Consider the following 17376-nt stretch of genomic DNA (forward strand, 5'->3'; position numbering starts at 1 on the left):
GGTGAGTAGTTCACTCACCCGCCGCGGCCCCGGCCCCCGGGGACTCCGATCCGCAGATCGGAGTTCACCCGGTCAGATCACGCGGATCACGCACGCAGCGATGCGATGTCCATCGGCACACCCGGGCCCATCGTCGTGGCGATGGTGGCCTTGGTGATGTAGCGGCCCTTCGAGGACGCCGGCTTCAGACGCAGCACCTCTTCCATCGCGGCCTTGAAGTTCTCCTCCAGCTGTTCGGCGGAGAAGGACGCCTTGCCCACGATGAAGTGCAGGTTCGAGTGCTTGTCGACGCGGAACTCGATCTTGCCGCCCTTGATGTCGGACACGGCCTTGGCCACGTCCATCGTCACGGTGCCGGTCTTGGGGTTCGGCATCAGGCCACGGGGACCCAGCACCTTGCCCAGACGGCCGACCTTGCCCATCAGGTCGGGAGTGGCGACGGCTGCATCGAATCCGGTCCAGCCACCGGCCACCTTTTCCAGCAGGTCATCGGAGCCGACGAAGTCGGCACCTGCTGCGCGGGCTGCCTCTGCACGGTCGCCGGCGGCGAACACCAGGACCGTGGCGGTCTTACCGGTGCCGTGCGGGAGGTTGACGGTGCCACGCACCATCTGATCCGCCTTGCGGGGATCGACACTCAGGCGCAGCGCAACTTCGACGGTGGCGTCGAACTTGGTCACGGTGGTGTCCTTGGCCAGGGCGATAGCCTGAGCCGGTTCGTAGAAAGTGTCTGCCGCGATCTTCTCGGCAGCGGCCTCATAGGCCTTTGAGCGCTTTGCCATCTGCTTATCTCCTTGCAGTTGTGGTGTGGGCCGCGCCGGCCCTACCACGGAAGTTGAGCCTGGATCAGGCGTCGATGTCGGTCGTGATGCCCATCTGGCGAGCGGTGCCGGCGACGATCTTCTTCGCAGCCTCGATGTCGTTCGCGTTCAGGTCGGGCATCTTGGTCTCGGCGATCTCGCGCACCTGGTCTTCGGTCAGGTGACCGACCTTGACGGTGTGCGGGGTGGCCGAACCGGACTTGACACCGGCGGCCTTCTTGATCAGCTCGGAGGCCGGCGGCGTCTTCGTGACGAAGGTGAACGAACGATCTTCGTACACCGTGATCTCGACGGGGACGATGTTCCCGCGCATGGATTCCGTGGCCGCATTGTAGGCCTTGCAGAATTCCATGATGTTGACACCGTGCTGACCCAGCGCCGGGCCGACCGGGGGCGCCGGGTTGGCGGCACCAGCCTGGATCTGGAGCTTGATCAGGCCGGTTACCTTTTTCTTCGGAGGCATGTTTCGGTCCTTAATCTCTAAAACGAGTCCCACTGCAGTGTGCCGGTGGGAGTTTCAACCCTGGGATTCCGATGGCCCAAGGCAGCAAACCACACCATTATTCCACGCGGGGCCGTGGGTTTTAAACCCCGGCCCCGCGTTTGTGTGGCAAGTCTCAAATGGTCAGATCTTGTCGACCTGGTTGAAGCCCAATTCGACGGGCACATCGCGTTCGAAGATCGACAGCAGCACGACCAGCTTCTGCTGCTCGGGGCGGATCTCCTGGATCGTGGCCGGATGCCCCTCGAAGGAGCCGTCCTTGACCATCACGGATTCGCCCACCTCGAAGTCGACCTCGATACCGGCGGGAGCCGCGGCCTTGGCCTGTTCACCCGCGGCCTTGGCGGCTTCGGCGACCTCTTCTTCGAACATCGGGGCCAGCATGGAGAAGACCTCGTCGAGGGTCAGCGGCGTGGGATCGTAGGCGTTGCCGACGAAGCCGGTGACACCCGGGGTGTTGCGCACAACGCCCCACGATTCATCGGTCAGTTCCATGCGCACCAGCACGTAACCGGGGATGCGAACGCGGCGGATCTTCTTGCGCTGGCCGTTCTTGATCTCGGTGACTTCCTCCATGGGGACCTGCACCTCGAAGATGTAGTCCTCCATGTTGAGGCTGACGGCGCGCGATTCAAGATTGACCTTCACGCGGTTCTCATAACCGGCGTAGGAATGGATGACGTACCAGTCGCCGTCCTTCATCCGCAGATCGGACTTGTAGGCCTCCATCGGATCCTCGGCGGGAGCCTCTTCGGCTGCGTCAGCCGCGACGTCATCGGCTGCTGCGGCGTCTGCGGGAGCCTCGGCGGCGTCAGCCGGCGCGGTTTCCCCGGCCTGTGCATCCTCGGCGGTGGGCTCCTCGGCCTCCGGCGCCTGCTCGGCAGGCTGCGCATCCTGAGCGGGAGTGGGGTCCGCGGGGACCTCCGGAGCGACGGCTTCAGCGACCGGGGTCGCTTCGACCGCGTCGTCCTGCGGCTGCGCGAGGTTGTCGAATTCCGAGCTGTCCTGGGACACCAAATCTCCTTGTTATGAGTTGAGTGGCCGCGCTCGGCTTAGAACAGCGGCCAGATCGGCTCGCCGCCGAACACTGTGCCCGCCAGCTTACCGAAGACGAAATCCAGCACGGTGACCAACAACATCATGAAGACGACGAATGCCAGTACCACGAGGAAGTAGTTGAGCAGCTGCTTGCGGGTCGGGGTAATGACCTTCTTCAGTTCGGCGAAAACCTCTTTGAAGAACTGGATGATCCGGCCGAAGAATCCGCGGCGCTTATCATCGGGCATACTGACTTCCGATGCATGTGCGGAATCGGCCACGGGACCTCACTAGATCGTTCGAACTGCATTGAGTCGGTTGAGCAGGGGCGACAGGACTCGAACCTGCAACCTACGGTTTTGGAGACCGTTGCGCTACCAATTGCGCCACGCCCCTTCACGCCATTCGACGTGTCGGTGACTGCTCACCGTCGGCCCCGACAATCCCCTTTCGGGCATCCCCGCAGCGGGCCAACGGTTTTCAAGCATACAGGCTTTTCGGCACGACGTCGAACCAGGGCCGAGGTGGCCCTGACCACAGCGCTGTGCGCACCGGCGGATCCCGGCCGGCTGCCCGGCTACTCCTCCGAGTCCAGGGAGCAGCCGACCAGATTCGGTTCGGGCACCAGCACGATCCCGAAGCGCTCGTGCACGCCGGCTTGGATCCGGCGCGCCAGCTCCAACAGGTCGGCGGTGCGCGCCGCGCCCCGGTTGGTCAGGGCCAGCGTGTGCTTGGTCGACAGGCTCGCGGCGGGGGGCCTGCCATCGGCGCGGGGCAGTCCATACCCCTTGGCGAAGCCCGCATGGTCGATCAGCCAGGCCGCCGAGGTCTTCTGCACCTGCGGATCCACCACCCCGGTCAGAGGGTCGTGGACGGGATAGGACGGGGCACCGTCGGGCAGGACGAAGTCGCGCGCGACGATCGGATTGGTGAAGAACGAGCCGGCCGACCAGGTGTCGTGATCGGCCGGATCCAGCACCATTCCCTTGGAGGCGCGCAGGTGCAGCACGGCGGTGCGCACCGCGGCCGGGTCCGCCGTCTGCCCGATCGCCACTTCGAGTTCGGCCGCCAGCTGCCCGTAGCGCACCGGCGCCGATTCCCGACCCCGCTCCAGAGCGAAGCACACCTCCAGCACGATGTAGCGGGGCTCGCCGAATTCCGCGGCGGCCCGTTTGAGCAGTGAGTTGCGGTAGGAGAACTGCAGGCGCTCCGCCGGCAGCCGCTGTGCCTGGCCGGCCACCCGGTCGAAGACGCGCACCGATTCGATCAGTTCGGCGACCTCGCACCCATAGGCTCCGATGTTCTGCACGGGTGCCGCGCCCACGGTACCGGGGATGCCGGACAGGGCCTCGAGACCGCTGAGACCGTGGTCCAGGGTCCAGGCGACGAACTCGTCCCAGACCTCGCCGGCCTGGGCGGTCACCAGTGTCCGGGTCCCGTGTGCGGACTCCTGGATGCCGCGGGTCGCGACCAGGCAGGCGGGGCCGGCGAAGCCGGAGTCTCCTGCCAGGATGTTCGATCCGCCGCCGATGAACAGCACGGCCGGATCACCGTGGGCAGAGGGGTCCAGCGGATGGGCCCGCCCGAAGTCCGCCAGGTCCTCCGCCGTGTGGGCCACCGTCAAGTCCGGCAGCGGTCCGCCCAGGTGGAAGGTGGTGAGTTCTGCCAGAGTCCCCGGGACCGCAGCCGTTCCCGCCGTCGAAGAGGTGCCCGGCGCCGGACGATCCCCGGTCATCGCAGGGCGACCTTGACCTGGGTCCGGCCCAGTACGGACACGGGCTTGGCCTCGCCATCCGCGGGCAGAGTGGCCGTCACGTCGATCCGTGCGGTTCCGGCCTCCGGGTCCAGGGCGCCGACCTTGGCGACGATGTTGACGAAGGCGGTGGGTTCCTCGGGCACCCCGGAGGCCGCGTCGGGCACGACGACCGGCGAGGTGAAGCGGGTACGGTAGTCCAGCACCGCGCCGGGATCGCCCAGCCATTGCACGATCGGGGAGACGACGGTGGCCATCGTCAGCATGCCGTGGGCGATCACATTGGGCAGGCCGACCTCGCGGGCGAAGCGTTCGTTCCAGTGGATGTAGTTGAAGTCCCCGGAGGCGCCGGCGTAGCGGACCAGGTCCGCCCGGGAGAAGCCGATGGTGCGTTCGAGCACGACTTCGCCCACGCTCAGGTCCGCGGCGGCGGGGCCGGCGGGCGCGTTGTTCGCAATGGTGGTTTCAGGCATTGTCGTCTCCCCTCACGACGATCATCGAGGTCACGGTGACCACGGGTTCGCCCTGGCTGCTCAGTTCGGTGCGGGTGGTGATCATCGCATTGCCACCGGCGACCCGGATGCCGTCGACGTGGCAGACCGCGTCGAGTTCGTCACCTGCGACGATCGGGCGTACGTAGGTGAACTGTTCCTGTCCGTGGACCACCCGGTCGAAGTCGATGCCGGATTCCGGGGAGGAGATGTAGAGTCCCTCCGCCCGTTGGGACGGGACCACCGCGAAGGTGGGCGGGGCGACGAGGTCCGGATACCCCAGTGCGCGGGCCGCCCCACGGTCCGTGTGGGCGGGATGCGTGGCCTTGGTGGCGGCGGCGAAGGCCGCGATCGCCTCAGCCGAAACACGGTAGGGCGCAGGTGCTGCGAAGCTGGCGCCCTCCAGGTCGGTATTGACTCCCATGAGTCCCTCCTGATCGGTTGGTCTACTACCGCAGAAGTCTACCGGGGAGCCCTGACGTCCTCTGAACTACCGCGGCCCGCGCATCACCTCGAGGGCGTAGTCGGCGACCTGCCCAGCGGCCTCGTCGGCGCTGAGACCCTGCCCCGGCTTGACCCACTGGGCCAGGGAGGTGCACATATTCGACACCACCCGACCCGCGAACTTCACGTGTGGTGTGCGGAACTCCCCGCGGGCGGCGGCCAGTCCGGCCTCCACGTCCAGCATGCTCTGCGCCCGCCTGCGCCGCTTGAGGCTCTGCGAGGCGGCTGGTTCCTCCAGGCTGCGCCGCTCACTGGCGCCGATGAACGCGATGTCGCGCTCCTCGATGTGGAACAGCGCCATGGTCTTGACCAGCGCATGGAACCTGATGACGGGGTCCTCCCCCGCGCACCGGGCAGATGTCACCTCCATTTGCCGCAGCAGCTTGACCATGGTGTACGAGCTGATCGCGGCCAGAATCGCCTGCTTCGAATCGAAGTAGTGGTAGACCCCGGCCACGCTGACCTCACCGGTCTGAGCGATCTGGCGCATGGACGTGCCGTGATAGCCCCACTGCACAATGCACTTCACCGCCGCCTGCATGACCAGCGAGCGGGTGCCCCCGTCGGCCTCCTCACCGGTTTCCGCGGCCTCGGCCCCGGATCCGGCCTCCAGTGCCGCCGGGGTCGTCCCGAGGACCTCGGCGATCGCGGCCAGCCGCTGGCTCGTCACGCCGACCCGGTCGCGTTCGACCAGGGACAGGGTCGCTGACGACAGGCCCAGGCGCCCTGACAGCTGATCCAGGGTCAGGCCCGAGGCCCTCCTGGCTCCACGGATGCGCGCGCCCAGGCTGGCGGGGGTTTCGGTGCTCATGCACCTAAGGCTAGTCGAGCAACTGCAGCAGTGCGTTCTCCACCAGTTCCGGCATCGCCGGATGGATCCAGTACTGGGTCCGCGCCACATCCTGGGCGCGCTGCCCTGTGCTCATGGCCTGGATCAGCGGTTGGATCAGGGTCGTGGCCTCGGGGCCGATGATGTGCGCGCCCAGGATGGTGCCCATCTCATCGGCCACGATCTTCGCGAAGCCGGCGGGGTCCCCCATCGCCCACCCATATGCGATGTCCTTGTAGTACTGCAGACCGACCCGCACATCCAGTCCGGTATCGCCGGCCCGATCCTGCGCCTGTGCCTCCGTCAACCCCACGCAGGCGATCTGTGGATCGGTGAACACACCCAGCGGCACCGGCATCGTGAAGGCGCTGCGCGGCTCATCGGGATGCAGCATATTGTGCTTGACACAGCGCAGTTGATGGTTGGCGACGTGTTTGAGCTGATTGCCGTCGGTCACATCTCCCAGGGCCCACAGGCCGGGAACCACGGACCCGCCCGAGGTCACCCGCAGGTACTCGTCGGTGGCCACCGTGCCGTCGGCGCGCACGTCGAGGCCGGCCTCGGCGGCACCCAGCAGATCCGCATTGGGCGTGCGCCCGGTGGCCACAAGCAGTTCGGCCGCCTGCAAGACGACTTCCCCGCCGGCGCGCTCACCCACCAGCCGAATCCCCGCACCGGTCCGCTCGACCCGTGTCGTGTGCAGGTTCGGTTCCACGTGAAACCTGTGCGCCAGAGCGTCCGTGGCAGTTGCCGAGACGTCCTCGTCCAGCTGCCGCAGCAGCCGGCCCGAGCGCGCCACCAGGGTCACCTCGACGCCCAGCGATCCGAAGATGTGCGCCATCTCCACGGCGATCACGCCCGAGCCCAGAATCAGCAGACTCTCCGGCAGTTCATCGATGCGCATGATCGTGTCCGAGGTCAACGGCCCGGCCGCGCGCAGCCCGGGGATGTCGGGAACGGCCGGCCGCGAGCCGGCGGCCAACACCACCTGCTCGGCACTCACCGTGCGAGAACCGCCGTCGTTCAGCGCCACCTGCAGGACAAAGGGCGCCGTGGCCGAAGCGGCCGGCGCGCCCACGGCGGCGCTCCCCACCAGGCGCGCGGCACCACGCAGCAGGGTCAGGTTCGCATTGTCCGGGTGGTTCTCCCGGTAGTCCAGGCCGCCGGCTGTGATCGGGTCGATGCGACCGAAGACGCGCTCGCGGATCGCCGGCCAGTCCACCGCGTCCAGCGTCTCCGCGAGGCCCAACCGCGCGGCGCCCGCCGGGGTCGCCGCGACGTCTGCGGTGTGGACGAACATCTTCGAGGGAATGCAGCCCAGGTTCAGGCAGGTCCCGCCGAACACCCGGTCGGGGCCGACCCCGCGGTCGATGTAGACGATCGTCTTGTCCGCGAACTCCGGTCCGGGCAGCGAATTGCCAGAGCCCGAACCGATGAGCGCGATGTCGAAGTGCTGGTCCGCTGTGAGCCGATCTTCGTAAGCCATGACACCACGGTACCGGCTCGGCCCGCCCACACGGCGTCAGCGGCCCCGCCTAAACCGCGCCGAAGGCGGTCACGCAGTTCTGTCCGCCGAACCCGAAGGCATTGGTCACGGCCGTGCGCACCGGCAGATTGCGCGCGGTATTGGGCACATAGTCCAGATCGCATTCCGGATCCGGGGTCCGGTAGTTGATCGTCGGGGGCACCAGGGACTCACGGATCGCCATGATGCACACCAGCGCGGCCAGGGCGCCGGCCGCTCCGATCAGGTGGCCGGTCATGGACTTCGGCGCACTGACCGGCACTCCGCCGGCCGCCTCGCCGAGGGCGGTGTGGAGCGCCGCCGTCTCCGTGCGGTCATTGGCCTTGGTCGAGGTCCCGTGCGCCACCACCAGGTCGACGTCGGCCGGTGCCAGACGGGATGCATCAAGGCACCGGGAGATCGCGGCGGCCGCGTACCGGCCACTCGGTTCGGGCGCCACGACGTGGAACCCGTCCGAGGTCAGGGCTCCGCCCAGCACGCGCGCATAGGGCCGTGCGCCCCGCGCCCTGGCATGGGAGGCACGTTCGAGCACGAAGAGAACCGCGCCCTCGCCGAAGACGAAGCCGGTCCGCTCGGCGTCGAAGGGCCGCGAGACCTCCGCGGGGTCGCCCACACCGGGGCTCAGTGCCCGCATAGCGCCCAAACCGGCGAACATCGGCTCCGTGATCGAGGCGTCGGTCCCGCCGGCCAGCATCACCTCGGCGGCGCCTGTGCGCAGGTGGTGGGCGGCTTCGAGCAACGCGTAGTTGCCCGAGGCACAGGCCAGTGCACTGGCGTTGACCGGACCGTGCAGGCCCAGGTCCATGGCGATCTGGCAGGCCGGCATATTCGTCAGCCCCGCGGGCACGAACATCGGGCTGACGGCCCTGGGCCCACCACTGTGCAGGTCCTCGGTGGCCCGCTGGATCTCCGGGAAGCCGGCGACGGCGCTGTTGACGATCGCCCCCGCGGCCATTCCGTCGCCCAAGTCGACACCTGCGTCCAGGCCGGCATCGGCCAGTGCCTGCCGTGCCGCGACAACCGCCAGCTGGGTGGCGCGCGAAGTCCGCTTGAGGTTCTTCACGCTCAGGTGCTCCGCGGGATCGAACCCCTTGACCTCGGCAGCGATCCGGGTGCCCAGCCGGGAGGCGTCGAAGTGCGTGATCGGCCCGACCCCGCTGGTTCCGGCCAGCAGGGCACTCCAGGTGTCCGCTGCGGTGTTTCCGACCGGGGTCAGCGCGCCGATCCCGGTGATGACGATGTCCTCGTCGTCCATTCGCTCCATCCCCCTCACTTCTTCCTGAACCCCAGCAGTTCGATATCCCCTGACGCCGCGGCCTCGGTCGCCAGGCGGGCGACCTCGTAGTGCACCTTCTTACCGGTGGCGGTCATCGGCAGGGAGTCGACGAACCGGTAACCGCGCGGCCGCTTGAAGTCGGCCAGATTGTCATCGGACAGCAGCATGGCGTCGAGGTCCTCTGCGGTGACGGGCTGTGCTGGGACCCCGGGGGCTCCGGCGGGCGCGCGGACCACGAAGGCCACGATCTTCTGTCCCCAGGTGGGATCGGGGATGCCCACGACGGCCGAATCGGCCACGCCGCGGTTGCGGGCCAGCGCCTCCTCGACCTGGACGGGATGGACGTTCTCCCCGCCGGAGATGATCATGTCGTCCTTGCGGCCCAGGATCGTGAGGAATCCGTCGGCGTCCCACACCGCGATGTCACCTGTGTAGAGCCAGCCGGAGTGGAACTTCTCCTCCTGCACCCCGGGCAGGTTGACATAGGCGAAGCCCGATTTGGGGCTGCGCATGATGACCTCGCCTGATTCGGTGTTGTCGCGGGCGACCAGCTCATCCGGTTCGGCCCGGTGATCCTCGTAGATGCGCACCACCGCCACATCGTCGTCCGTGCTCGCCCGGCCGGCGGTCCCGGCGTGTTCGGGCAGGTCCTCGGGGCGCAGGAAGGTGTTCCAGAACGTCTCGGTGGTCCCGTAGCCGTTGAAGATCCGCGGGGTCAGCAGCCGCTGATAGCGCAGTGCGGCGGCCCGGTCCAGCGGCGCCCCCATCGTCACGATCCCCTTGAGCGTGCGCAGGGGCCGCGGCCTGGCTTCCTGCTCATTGGCGATCGCCTCGAGCGTGGCAGGGGCTCCGATGAGGAATGTGATGTCGTATTCGTCGACCCAGTCCAGGGCCAGCGCCGGGTCGAAGTCCGGCATCGGGACGACGGACCCGCCGGCATAGTACACGGGATTGGGCCCGCCCGAGTACAGGCCACCGCGGTGGAACCAGGGCGTCATGTTCAGCGTCCGGTCGTAGGGCCCCAGCGGGAAGTGCATCATGACGTCGTGGGCGCTCATCACCTCGACCAGGCTGGGCAGCGCCACGCCCTTGGGCATGCCGGTGGTACCCGAGGTGTAGAGACGGGTGGTCTCCTCGTACGTGCTGAAGTCGGCCGGCAGGGCCGGGACCGCGAGGTCAGCGGCACAGGAGACGAACTGTTCGAACCCCACCGTCTGGCCCAGCCGCCCGTGGGTATCGGGCGTCCGGGTGCCGACGGCCACCAGGGCGGGCCGGCCGCCCCACCGGGCCAGGGCGTGTTCCGCGGTGGCGGCCAGGCGCTCATCGTAGAGGTAGACCAGGGGTGTGGAGTCCTGCAGGATGTACGCGGTCTCCCCCACCGACAGGCGGTGGTTGATGGGCACGTCGATCGCGCCGAGCCGTTGGGTCGCCAGGTAGACGAGGACGAATTCGGGCCCGTTGAACAGCTGGTAGAGCACCCGGTCGCCGCGGCCCACCCCGGCCGCGTGCAGCGCCGCGGCAAGGCGGTCGACGCGTTGGCCCAGTTGGGCATAAGTCCACTGCTCACCGGTTGCCGGATCGATCAGCGCGGGGCGATCGTGATAGCGGGCGACATTCCGGTCGAAACCCGCAATGTACGTGAAGTGATGGTCGATATACGACCTAAAGATACCAGGATTATATACCATAGTTTCACTGTAAACCCGGAGGGCAAACGAAAAAAGTCCCGCATCCTTAAGGATGCGGGACTTCACAATCTGTAGCGAGGGGGAGACTCGAACTCCCGACCTCACGATTATGAGTCGTGCGCTCTAACCGGCTGAGCTACCCCGCCACTAGCATGGAACCGGTTCTCACCTTTTTCCACACTGAGAGCCCCGAAAGGGAATCGAACCCTTGACCTTCTCCTTACCATGGAGACGCTCTGCCGACTGAGCTATCGGGGCAACAACAGATACATTACACGGGCGTTGAAGCACGATGCAAATCCAGAACGGCTCCATTTGTAGTGTTTTAGACCACACCCCTGGCCGGGGGTGTGGAACGAGGCTCAGGACAGGTGTTCGCGGGCCGCCAGGAAGCCCTGCAGCCGGCCCGGGTGATCGGTGATGATGCCGGTGACCCCGGCGTCCAGCAAGCGCGCCCATTCCTCAGCACGATTGGCCGTGAACACACAGCACGCCAAGTCGGATGCCAAGAACCCCTCGACCAGATCGCGGTGATTGGAGAACCCCTTGACCGAGACATTGACGGCGATGGCCTGCAAGTCCTGCGCCAGCTGTGCGTCCCCCGACTTGGGCGTCATCCGCAGCAGTCCGCGTGGGACCATCGGCATCATGTCGCGCGCCGTTTGCAGGGTCGGTACCGAAAAGCTCTGCACGATCGTCCGATCGGCCATCCCGAAGTCCATGATCTCCTGACTGATCCGGGCCACCGCCCCCGCCGACCACTCGCCCTTGAGCTCCAGGAGCAGATCGCCCCCATGCACGGACAGATCGCCGAGCAGCCCCTCGAGCGTGGGCACGCGTTGGCCGGCGAAGCCGCGCCCCATCCAGATCCCGGCATCGGCCAGGAAGATCCGCTCATCGCTCATATGCACCACATTGCCCTGCGAACCGGTGGTCCGGCCCAGGGTCCCGTCGTGGATGATGACGGGGGTGCCGTCCCCGGAGATCCACGCATCGACCTCGATCAGATCCGCGCCGGTGGCCCGTGCCGCATCCACCGCGGCCAGGGTGTTCTCCGGCGCGACCCCGGAGTATCCGCGGTGCGCGATCACCCACGGCGCGGCCCCGCGCCCGGGGGTCTGCAGGATCTGCTGTGTCTTCAGATACTCGGTGAACATGGCCCCACCCTATGCCAGCCACGTTGCCCGGACATGACAAAGGCCCCACCGCCCGCTGAATGCGGGCGGTGGGGCCTGGCCCGTGCGGCCTACCAGCATCCGCACGAGGTGCCGCCGGGCACCCGCGACGCGGGGCCTCGGCGCCGGTGGGCGATCAGACCACACCGAAGGCCAGCATCGCGTCCGCGACCTTCCGGAAGCCGGCGATGTTCGCGCCCATGACGTAGTTGCCCGGGTGGCCGTATTCCTCGGCCGTGGCCAGGCAGGTGTCGTGGATGGACGTCATGATGGTCGTCAGGCGGTCCTCCGTGTAGTCGAAGGTCCAGGAGTCGCGCTGGGCGTTCTGCTGCATTTCCAGCGCGCTGGTCGCCACGCCACCGGCGTTCGCGGCCTTGCCGGGAGCGTAGGCGGTGCCGGCCTCCCGGAACACGCCGATGGCGCCCTCGGTGCACGGCATGTTCGCACCCTCGGCCACGGCCTTGAGCCCGTTCTTGATGAGCGTGCGCGCTGCGGTCGAGTTCAACTCGTTCTGCGTGGCGCACGGCAGGGCGACGTCGACCGGCACGTCCCAGACGCTGCCGCCGGTGACGAACTTCGCCGAGGACCGGCGGGCCGCGTACTCGCTGATGCGGGCGCGCTCGACCTCCTTGACCTGCTTGAGCAGGGCCAGGTCGATGCCCATCTCGTCATACACATAGCCCGAGGAGTCCGAGGCGGTGTAAACGGTGCCGCCGAGCTGGTGGACCTTCTCGATAGCGTAGATCGCGACATTGCCCGAACCGGACACACTGACCTTGGCGCCGTCGAAGGTCGTGCCCTGGGTCTTGAGCATCTGCTGGGCGAAGATCGCGGCGCCGTAGCCGGTGGCCTCGGTCCGGACCAGGGAACCGCCCCAGGTCAGGCCCTTGCCGGTCAGCACGCCGGATTCGTAGCGATTCGTGATGCGCTTGTACTGGCCGAACAGGAAGCCGATCTCGCGGCCGCCCACGCCGATGTCACCGGCGGGGACGTCGGTGTATTCGCCGATGTAGCGGTAGAGCTCGGTCATGAATGACTGGCAGAAGCGCATGACCTCGTCATCGCTGCGGCCGTGCGGGTCGAAGTCCGAACCGCCCTTGCCGCCGCCGATCGGCAGGCCGGTCAGGGAGTTCTTGAAGATCTGCTCGAAGCCCAGGAACTTGATGATGCCCAGGTTCACCGAGGGGTGGAAACGCAGGCCGCCCTTGTACGGGCCCAGGGCGGAGTTGAACTCCACGCGGAACCCGCGGTTGATCTGCAGTTCGCCCTTGTCGTCGACCCAGGGGACGCGGAAGATGATCTGGCGCTCCGGTTCGCACAGCTGCTGCACGACGCGGGAGTCCTGGTATTCGGGATGACGGTTCCCCATCGCCTGGAGGGAGCCGAGGACCTCGCGGACGGCCTGGTGGAATTCGGGTTCACCGGGATTGCGTTTGAGTACCCGGTCGAGCAGGGATTCGATGGTGTCATGTGCCATTGAGGGCTCCTTTCTGCGCGACTGCCGATCCGGCGAGGGCGCCGGTGGGCGGGCCGGCGGGGCGCCGGCGATAGTGCCGACGGGTATGCCGACGAGTCGCGACCATCCTAGATTCTGCCATGTGAGACAAAACCGTGGACGAGGCGCCCGGGAAGTGAGAAAGGTCCCATGCTCGTCGATCTTCTTGCCACAGTGCTGCAGATCCGCCGGAAATCTTCCGGTTCGGCCCACATTCGCGTGATCCGGTCTTCGCCGACGTCTAGGATCGACCCATGCCCACCGACGCGCACAACCTCCCAGCTGGGAACCGAACCGTCCGCATCATCGGCATGATTGCAGCCCTGCTGTTCATCGCAACGGCCATCGGCGTCATGGCCGTACTCGCCCAGCCGTGGAGGGGGACCGCAGTGGATGCGGCAGTGGGGGCAGCAGTCCTGGGCTTTTTCATCATCCTGCCCTATCTGGTGCCGTTGATCATCCAGCTCCTGGTGAGGAGACCGGCCTGGGTCTCATGGCTCGCCCTGGCCTATACCGTGGTGGCCGGCGCCGCCGGGGTCTGGGTGTACATCGACGTGCTGATGGACGACAGTTCGACGGCGAGCATCGCACTGGCCCTGTTTCCGCCCATGCAATTGGCGGCTCTGGCCGTCGTCGCGCTCATCGCGCTGCCGATATGGGCGATACGGAGGCCGTGAGGGGCCCCATCGCCCCCAGCCGGCGGTGACGGTCCTGCAGACGACGAAACCCCCGGGATCTCATGATCCCGGGGGCTTCGGCCTTCGGTGGCAGGTGAAGGATTCGAACCTTCGAAGGCAATGCCGTCTGATTTACAGTCAGATTCCTTTGGCCGCTCGGACAACCTGCCATACACCTGTTGGGTTTCGACCCGTTTGGCGTACCTGTTAAACAGTACAGGATGATTTCTCGGATACGAAATCACAGGAGGCCCATTCCGCCACTTTGTGTCCAGTGTCATATTCGGACGCGGCGGACGGGCCTTCACTAGACTGGTGGGCGGGTATCCGGCCCGCTCGCGGGCATCCGACAGCTAAGGAGCAACCATGGCAAGCGATTCCAGCTTCGACATCGTCAGCAAGGTCGACCGGCAGGAGGCCGACAACGCACTCAACCAGGCCGCCAAGGAGGTCAACTCGCGCTACGACTTCCGCGGCACCGACGCCTCGATCGCCTGGTCAGGCGAATCCATCCTGATCAAGGCCAATGCCGAGGAACGCGTCAAGGCCGTGCTCGACGTCTTCCAGTCCAAGCTGGTCAAGCGCGGGATCTCGCTGAAGTCCCTGGACGCCGGCGACCCCTACCCCTCGGGCAAGGAATACCGGCTCGAGGCCAGCCTCAAAGAGGGCATCGACAAGGAGACCGCCAAGAAGATCACGAAGATCATCCGCGACGAGGGCCCCAAGGGCGTCAAGGCCCCGATCCAGGGTGACGAGGTCCGGGTCAGCTCGAAGAGCCGCGACGACCTGCAGTCCGTGATCGCCCTGCTCAAGGGCAAGGACCTCGACGTCGACCTGCAGTTCACGAACTACCGGTAAACCGTCACAGAATAGACGTGGAACCCGGAGGGCCCCACAGCATCAGACGATGCCGTGGGGCCCTTTTAGCACGCCGAGGCCGCACCCGGGTGCTGCGATCGCGGCACCCGGGCGCGGCCTCGGCCAGTGCTTCGGCAGTCCGCAATCAGTCCGCGGCGCCCTGCGGGACCTCGGAACCGGAACCCGCGTGGACGGCGGCGCGGGCGGCGTCCATCATGGCCTCGCGGGTGGCGAGCTTGATGCGCTCACGGCCCTCGGGCTCGCCTGCGGCGCGCTCTGCGGCGTCCAGCAGGTGGTAGCCCTCCCAGTTCGTGAAGTCCACGCCCTTGGCCTCGAGCAGCTTGACGATCTCGTCCTCGCCCGGATGCGTGGGCGCGGGCAGGGAACCGGCGTGGTAGTCCTCGATCAGGTGCGTGACGGTCTCCAGGGCATCGCCCTTGGTGTGCCCGATCAGGCCGACCGGCCCGCGCTTGATCCAACCCGTCGCGTACAGTCCGGGTTCCACCGGGGCCTGCGCGGCCTCTGCCTGGGAATCGCCCTGGACCACGCGGCCCTCGACGTTCGTCACCACGCCCTTGTGCCGGTCGAAGGGCAGCTGGTCCACAGCGGTGCCGAAGTAGCCGACCGCACGGTAGACCGCGTCCATGTCGTAGTCGATGAACTCCCCCGTGCCATTGACGCCGCCGGTGCCGTCGAGCTGCTGGCGCTCCACCCGCAGGCCGGTCACCCCGGTGGTCTCATCGCCGAGCACGGCCACCGGTGCCTGGAGGAAGTGCAGGTGCAGGCGGCGCTTGGCGCCGGTTTCCTCGCGCAGGGTGAAGTCCGTGAGCGTCTTCGTGACCTGCTTGGTCTGATTGTTCGAGCCGATGGCCTGCATCGAACCCTCGTCGAATTCGAAGTCCTCGGGGTAGACGACGATGTCGACGTCCTTGACATGGCCCAGTTCGCGCAGCTCCAGCGGCGTGAACTTCACCTGCGCCGGGCCACGGCGGCCGAACACGTGCACATCGGTCACGGCCGAGTCCTTCAGTCCCTCGTAGACGTGCGCGGGGATCTCCGTGCTCAGCAGGTCGTCTGCCTGTTTGGACAGGATCCGGGCGACGTCGAGGGCGACGTTGCCGTTGCCGATCACCGCGACGCGCTTGGCGTCCAGCGGCCAGGTCTGAGGGTAGTCCGGGTGCGAGTCGTACCAGTTGACGAAGCGGGCGGCGCCGTAGGAGCGCGGCAGGTCGATGCCGGGGATGTCCAGGGGCGCGTCCTCGATCGAGCCGGTGGAGAAGATGACGGCGTCGTAGAGGTGGCGGAAGTCCTCCAGCGTGATGTCCGTGCCGTAGTCCACATTCGAGAACAGCCGGATGTCACCGCGGTCCATCACCTTGATCAGCGCATTGATGATGCCCTTGATCCTGGGATGGTCGGGGGCGACGCCGTAGCGGACCAGGCCGAAGGGGGCAGGCAGGCGTTCGAACAGGTCGATGCTCAGATCGAAGTCGCGTTCCGCCTTCGTCAGGATGTCGGCGGCGTAGATCCCGGCGGGGCCGGCACCCACGATGGCCACGCGCAGCGGGCGATCCATAAAACCTCTTTCGTCGTCGTGTGGCACCGGTGTTCACGCCGGCAGCCCCCACCATTCTAGTTGGGTTCCCCTTAGTAGGCCATGTGACTTTGTCCCGCGGCTGCGGTCCGGTGGCAGTAGTCCGGCGGCCGAGGTCCGGGCCCAGTGGGTGGGCAGTTCCGTCCCGCCCAGCGGACGGTGGCTAGAATCCCCCTGTGTCGACTCCCGCTTCCAATGATCCAGTCCCCGCTGCAGCCACCCCCTCCCCCGCGCCCTCGCCGGCCGAGGTCCCCGCCGATGTCCGCGACAACCGGCGCCTTGGCCTGTTCCTGGGCTGTGGCGCGTACTTCCTCTGGGGCTTCATGCCCTTCGCGTTCAACGCGGCCAAACCCGCCAGTGGCCTGGAGGTGCTGGCCCACCGGGTCGTCTGGTCGATCGTCCTGTGCGTCATCCTGCTGGCGCTGACCCGCACCTTCCGCGAGGTCTGGGCCATCTGCCGCAACGGCAGGCTGTTCTCCACCCTGACCCTGGCCTCGCTGTTCGCCTGCGCGAACTGGACCATCATGATCTACGCCGTGCTCACCGGCCACGTCCTGGAGAGCTCACTGGGCTATTTCATCAACCCGCTGCTGTCGATCCTGTTGGGCGTGGTGTTCCTGCGCGAGCGCCTGCGCCCGGCGCAGTGGGTCGCCGTGGCCGTAGGGGTGGTAGCGGTCGTCGTCATCACGGTGGCCTACGGCCGCGTGCCCTGGTGGAGCCTGGGCCTTGCGGTGTCCTTCGGGCTCTACGGCCTGATCAAGAACCGGGTGGGCGGCAAGGTCGGGGCACTGCCCGGGTTCACGATCGAGACCATGGTCCTCACCCCGTTCGCCCTGGCCTATATCGGCTTCCTCCTGGCCACCAGCGGATCGCACTTCACCGCCGGCGGGCCCTGGCAGGTCGTGGCGATGGTGTTCCTGGGGCCCATCACCGCGGTCCCGCTCATCATGTTCTCCGGTGCGGCCAGCCGGGTGCCGCTGAGCTGGGTGGGGATGATGCAGTACATCGCCCCGACCATGCAGTTCATCTTCGCGCTGACCGTGTTCCACGAGCACATGGATCCCGCGCGCTGGGCGGGCTTCTTCATCGTCTGGGTGGCGATCGTCATCATCACCGTCGACATGCTCCGCGCCTCCCGCCGCCGGTAGGC

At 67.1% G+C, this 17376-nt stretch carries 17 protein-coding genes and 4 tRNA genes; 3 read left to right on the plus strand and 18 right to left on the minus strand.

All coding sequences use genetic code 11. The features are described from left to right. Positions 1-86: 86 nt before the first annotated feature. The 16 genes from rplA to gdhA all read right to left on the minus strand — a co-directional run bounded on the left by rplA (position 87) and on the right by gdhA (position 13079). On the minus strand, positions 87-782 hold the full coding sequence (rplA, locus tag NQ038_RS11050) for a 50S ribosomal protein L1 (RefSeq protein ID WP_257048301.1): 696 nt from the start codon (positions 780-782) through the stop codon (positions 87-89). A gap of 64 nt (positions 783-846) precedes the next feature. Beyond that, positions 847-1284, minus strand: coding sequence for a 50S ribosomal protein L11 (gene rplK / locus NQ038_RS11055; protein ID WP_257048299.1), 438 nt, complete (start codon positions 1282-1284; stop codon positions 847-849). A gap of 162 nt (positions 1285-1446) precedes the next feature. Continuing rightward, entirely contained in the window at positions 1447-2337 is an 891-nt protein-coding gene (nusG, locus tag NQ038_RS11060) for a transcription termination/antitermination protein NusG (RefSeq protein WP_257058311.1), read from the minus strand. 38 nt (positions 2338-2375) lie between these two features. Further along, positions 2376-2609 carry a preprotein translocase subunit SecE gene (gene secE, locus NQ038_RS11065; RefSeq protein WP_257048297.1) on the minus strand — a complete coding sequence of 78 codons (234 nt, stop codon included), beginning with the start codon at positions 2607-2609 and terminating at the stop codon, positions 2376-2378. A gap of 75 nt (positions 2610-2684) precedes the next feature. Continuing rightward, a tRNA-Trp gene (locus NQ038_RS11070) sits at positions 2685-2757 on the minus strand. A gap of 181 nt (positions 2758-2938) precedes the next feature. Further along, on the minus strand, positions 2939-4096 hold the full coding sequence (locus NQ038_RS11075; protein ID WP_257062581.1) for a UDP-N-acetylmuramate dehydrogenase: 1158 nt from the start codon (positions 4094-4096) through the stop codon (positions 2939-2941). After that, a complete protein-coding gene (locus NQ038_RS11080; protein WP_257048294.1) occupies positions 4093-4587 on the minus strand; it encodes a MaoC/PaaZ C-terminal domain-containing protein in 495 nt (164 codons plus the stop codon). Before NQ038_RS11080 ends, NQ038_RS11075 begins: the two co-directional genes overlap by 4 nt. After that, complete coding sequence (locus NQ038_RS11085; protein WP_257048292.1) at positions 4580-5029, minus strand: MaoC family dehydratase N-terminal domain-containing protein; 450 nt, start codon at positions 5027-5029, stop codon at positions 4580-4582. The genes NQ038_RS11080 and NQ038_RS11085 overlap by 8 nt, the downstream gene beginning before the upstream one ends. A gap of 66 nt (positions 5030-5095) precedes the next feature. Beyond that, a complete protein-coding gene (locus NQ038_RS11090; RefSeq protein WP_257048291.1) occupies positions 5096-5920 on the minus strand; it encodes a TetR family transcriptional regulator in 825 nt (274 codons plus the stop codon). Positions 5921-5930: 10 nt separating this feature from the next. Next, positions 5931-7424 carry a mycothione reductase gene (locus tag NQ038_RS11095; protein WP_257062582.1) on the minus strand — a complete coding sequence of 498 codons (1494 nt, stop codon included), beginning with the start codon at positions 7422-7424 and terminating at the stop codon, positions 5931-5933. Between the two features lie 49 nt (positions 7425-7473). Further along, the gene (locus NQ038_RS11100) at positions 7474-8727 is read right to left on the minus strand and encodes a beta-ketoacyl synthase (protein ID WP_257048288.1); all 1254 of its coding nucleotides are present in this window, start codon (positions 8725-8727) and stop codon (positions 7474-7476) included. A 5-nt stretch (positions 8728-8732) separates the two neighbouring features. Beyond that, positions 8733-10427 (minus strand): class I adenylate-forming enzyme family protein, encoded by a 1695-nt coding sequence (locus NQ038_RS11105; RefSeq protein WP_257062583.1) that lies wholly within the window; start codon positions 10425-10427, stop codon positions 8733-8735. A gap of 72 nt (positions 10428-10499) precedes the next feature. Next, positions 10500-10573, minus strand: a tRNA-Met gene (locus NQ038_RS11110). 39 nt (positions 10574-10612) lie between these two features. Further along, a tRNA-Thr gene (locus NQ038_RS11115) sits at positions 10613-10685 on the minus strand. Between the two features lie 104 nt (positions 10686-10789). Further along, complete coding sequence (locus NQ038_RS11120) at positions 10790-11584, minus strand: glycerophosphodiester phosphodiesterase family protein (protein WP_257048285.1); 795 nt, start codon at positions 11582-11584, stop codon at positions 10790-10792. 154 nt (positions 11585-11738) lie between these two features. Further along, complete coding sequence (gene gdhA, locus NQ038_RS11125) at positions 11739-13079, minus strand: NADP-specific glutamate dehydrogenase (protein WP_257048284.1); 1341 nt, start codon at positions 13077-13079, stop codon at positions 11739-11741. A gap of 272 nt (positions 13080-13351) precedes the next feature. Between gdhA and NQ038_RS11130 the strand changes: the two genes are divergently transcribed. Further along, positions 13352-13774 (plus strand): hypothetical protein, encoded by a 423-nt coding sequence (locus NQ038_RS11130; RefSeq protein WP_257062584.1) that lies wholly within the window; start codon positions 13352-13354, stop codon positions 13772-13774. 88 nt (positions 13775-13862) lie between these two features. On the opposite strand, the gene NQ038_RS11135 is transcribed toward NQ038_RS11130, so the two are convergent. Next, a tRNA-Tyr gene (locus NQ038_RS11135) sits at positions 13863-13944 on the minus strand. Between the two features lie 196 nt (positions 13945-14140). Here NQ038_RS11135 and NQ038_RS11140 point away from each other — a divergent pair. Continuing rightward, positions 14141-14632 carry a YajQ family cyclic di-GMP-binding protein gene (locus tag NQ038_RS11140; RefSeq protein ID WP_257062585.1) on the plus strand — a complete coding sequence of 164 codons (492 nt, stop codon included), beginning with the start codon at positions 14141-14143 and terminating at the stop codon, positions 14630-14632. Between the two features lie 145 nt (positions 14633-14777). On the opposite strand, the gene NQ038_RS11145 is transcribed toward NQ038_RS11140, so the two are convergent. After that, complete coding sequence (locus NQ038_RS11145; protein ID WP_257048278.1) at positions 14778-16208, minus strand: FAD-dependent oxidoreductase; 1431 nt, start codon at positions 16206-16208, stop codon at positions 14778-14780. Between the two features lie 194 nt (positions 16209-16402). On the opposite strand from NQ038_RS11145, the gene rarD reads away from it, so the two are divergent. After that, complete coding sequence (gene rarD / locus NQ038_RS11150; protein ID WP_257062586.1) at positions 16403-17374, plus strand: EamA family transporter RarD; 972 nt, start codon at positions 16403-16405, stop codon at positions 17372-17374. The last annotated feature ends 2 nt before the right edge of the window (positions 17375-17376 follow it).

Origin of the sequence: Brevibacterium sp. 50QC2O2 (genome assembly GCF_024580675.1) — a bacterium.
GTDB lineage: Bacteria > Actinomycetota > Actinomycetes > Actinomycetales > Brevibacteriaceae > Brevibacterium > Brevibacterium moorei.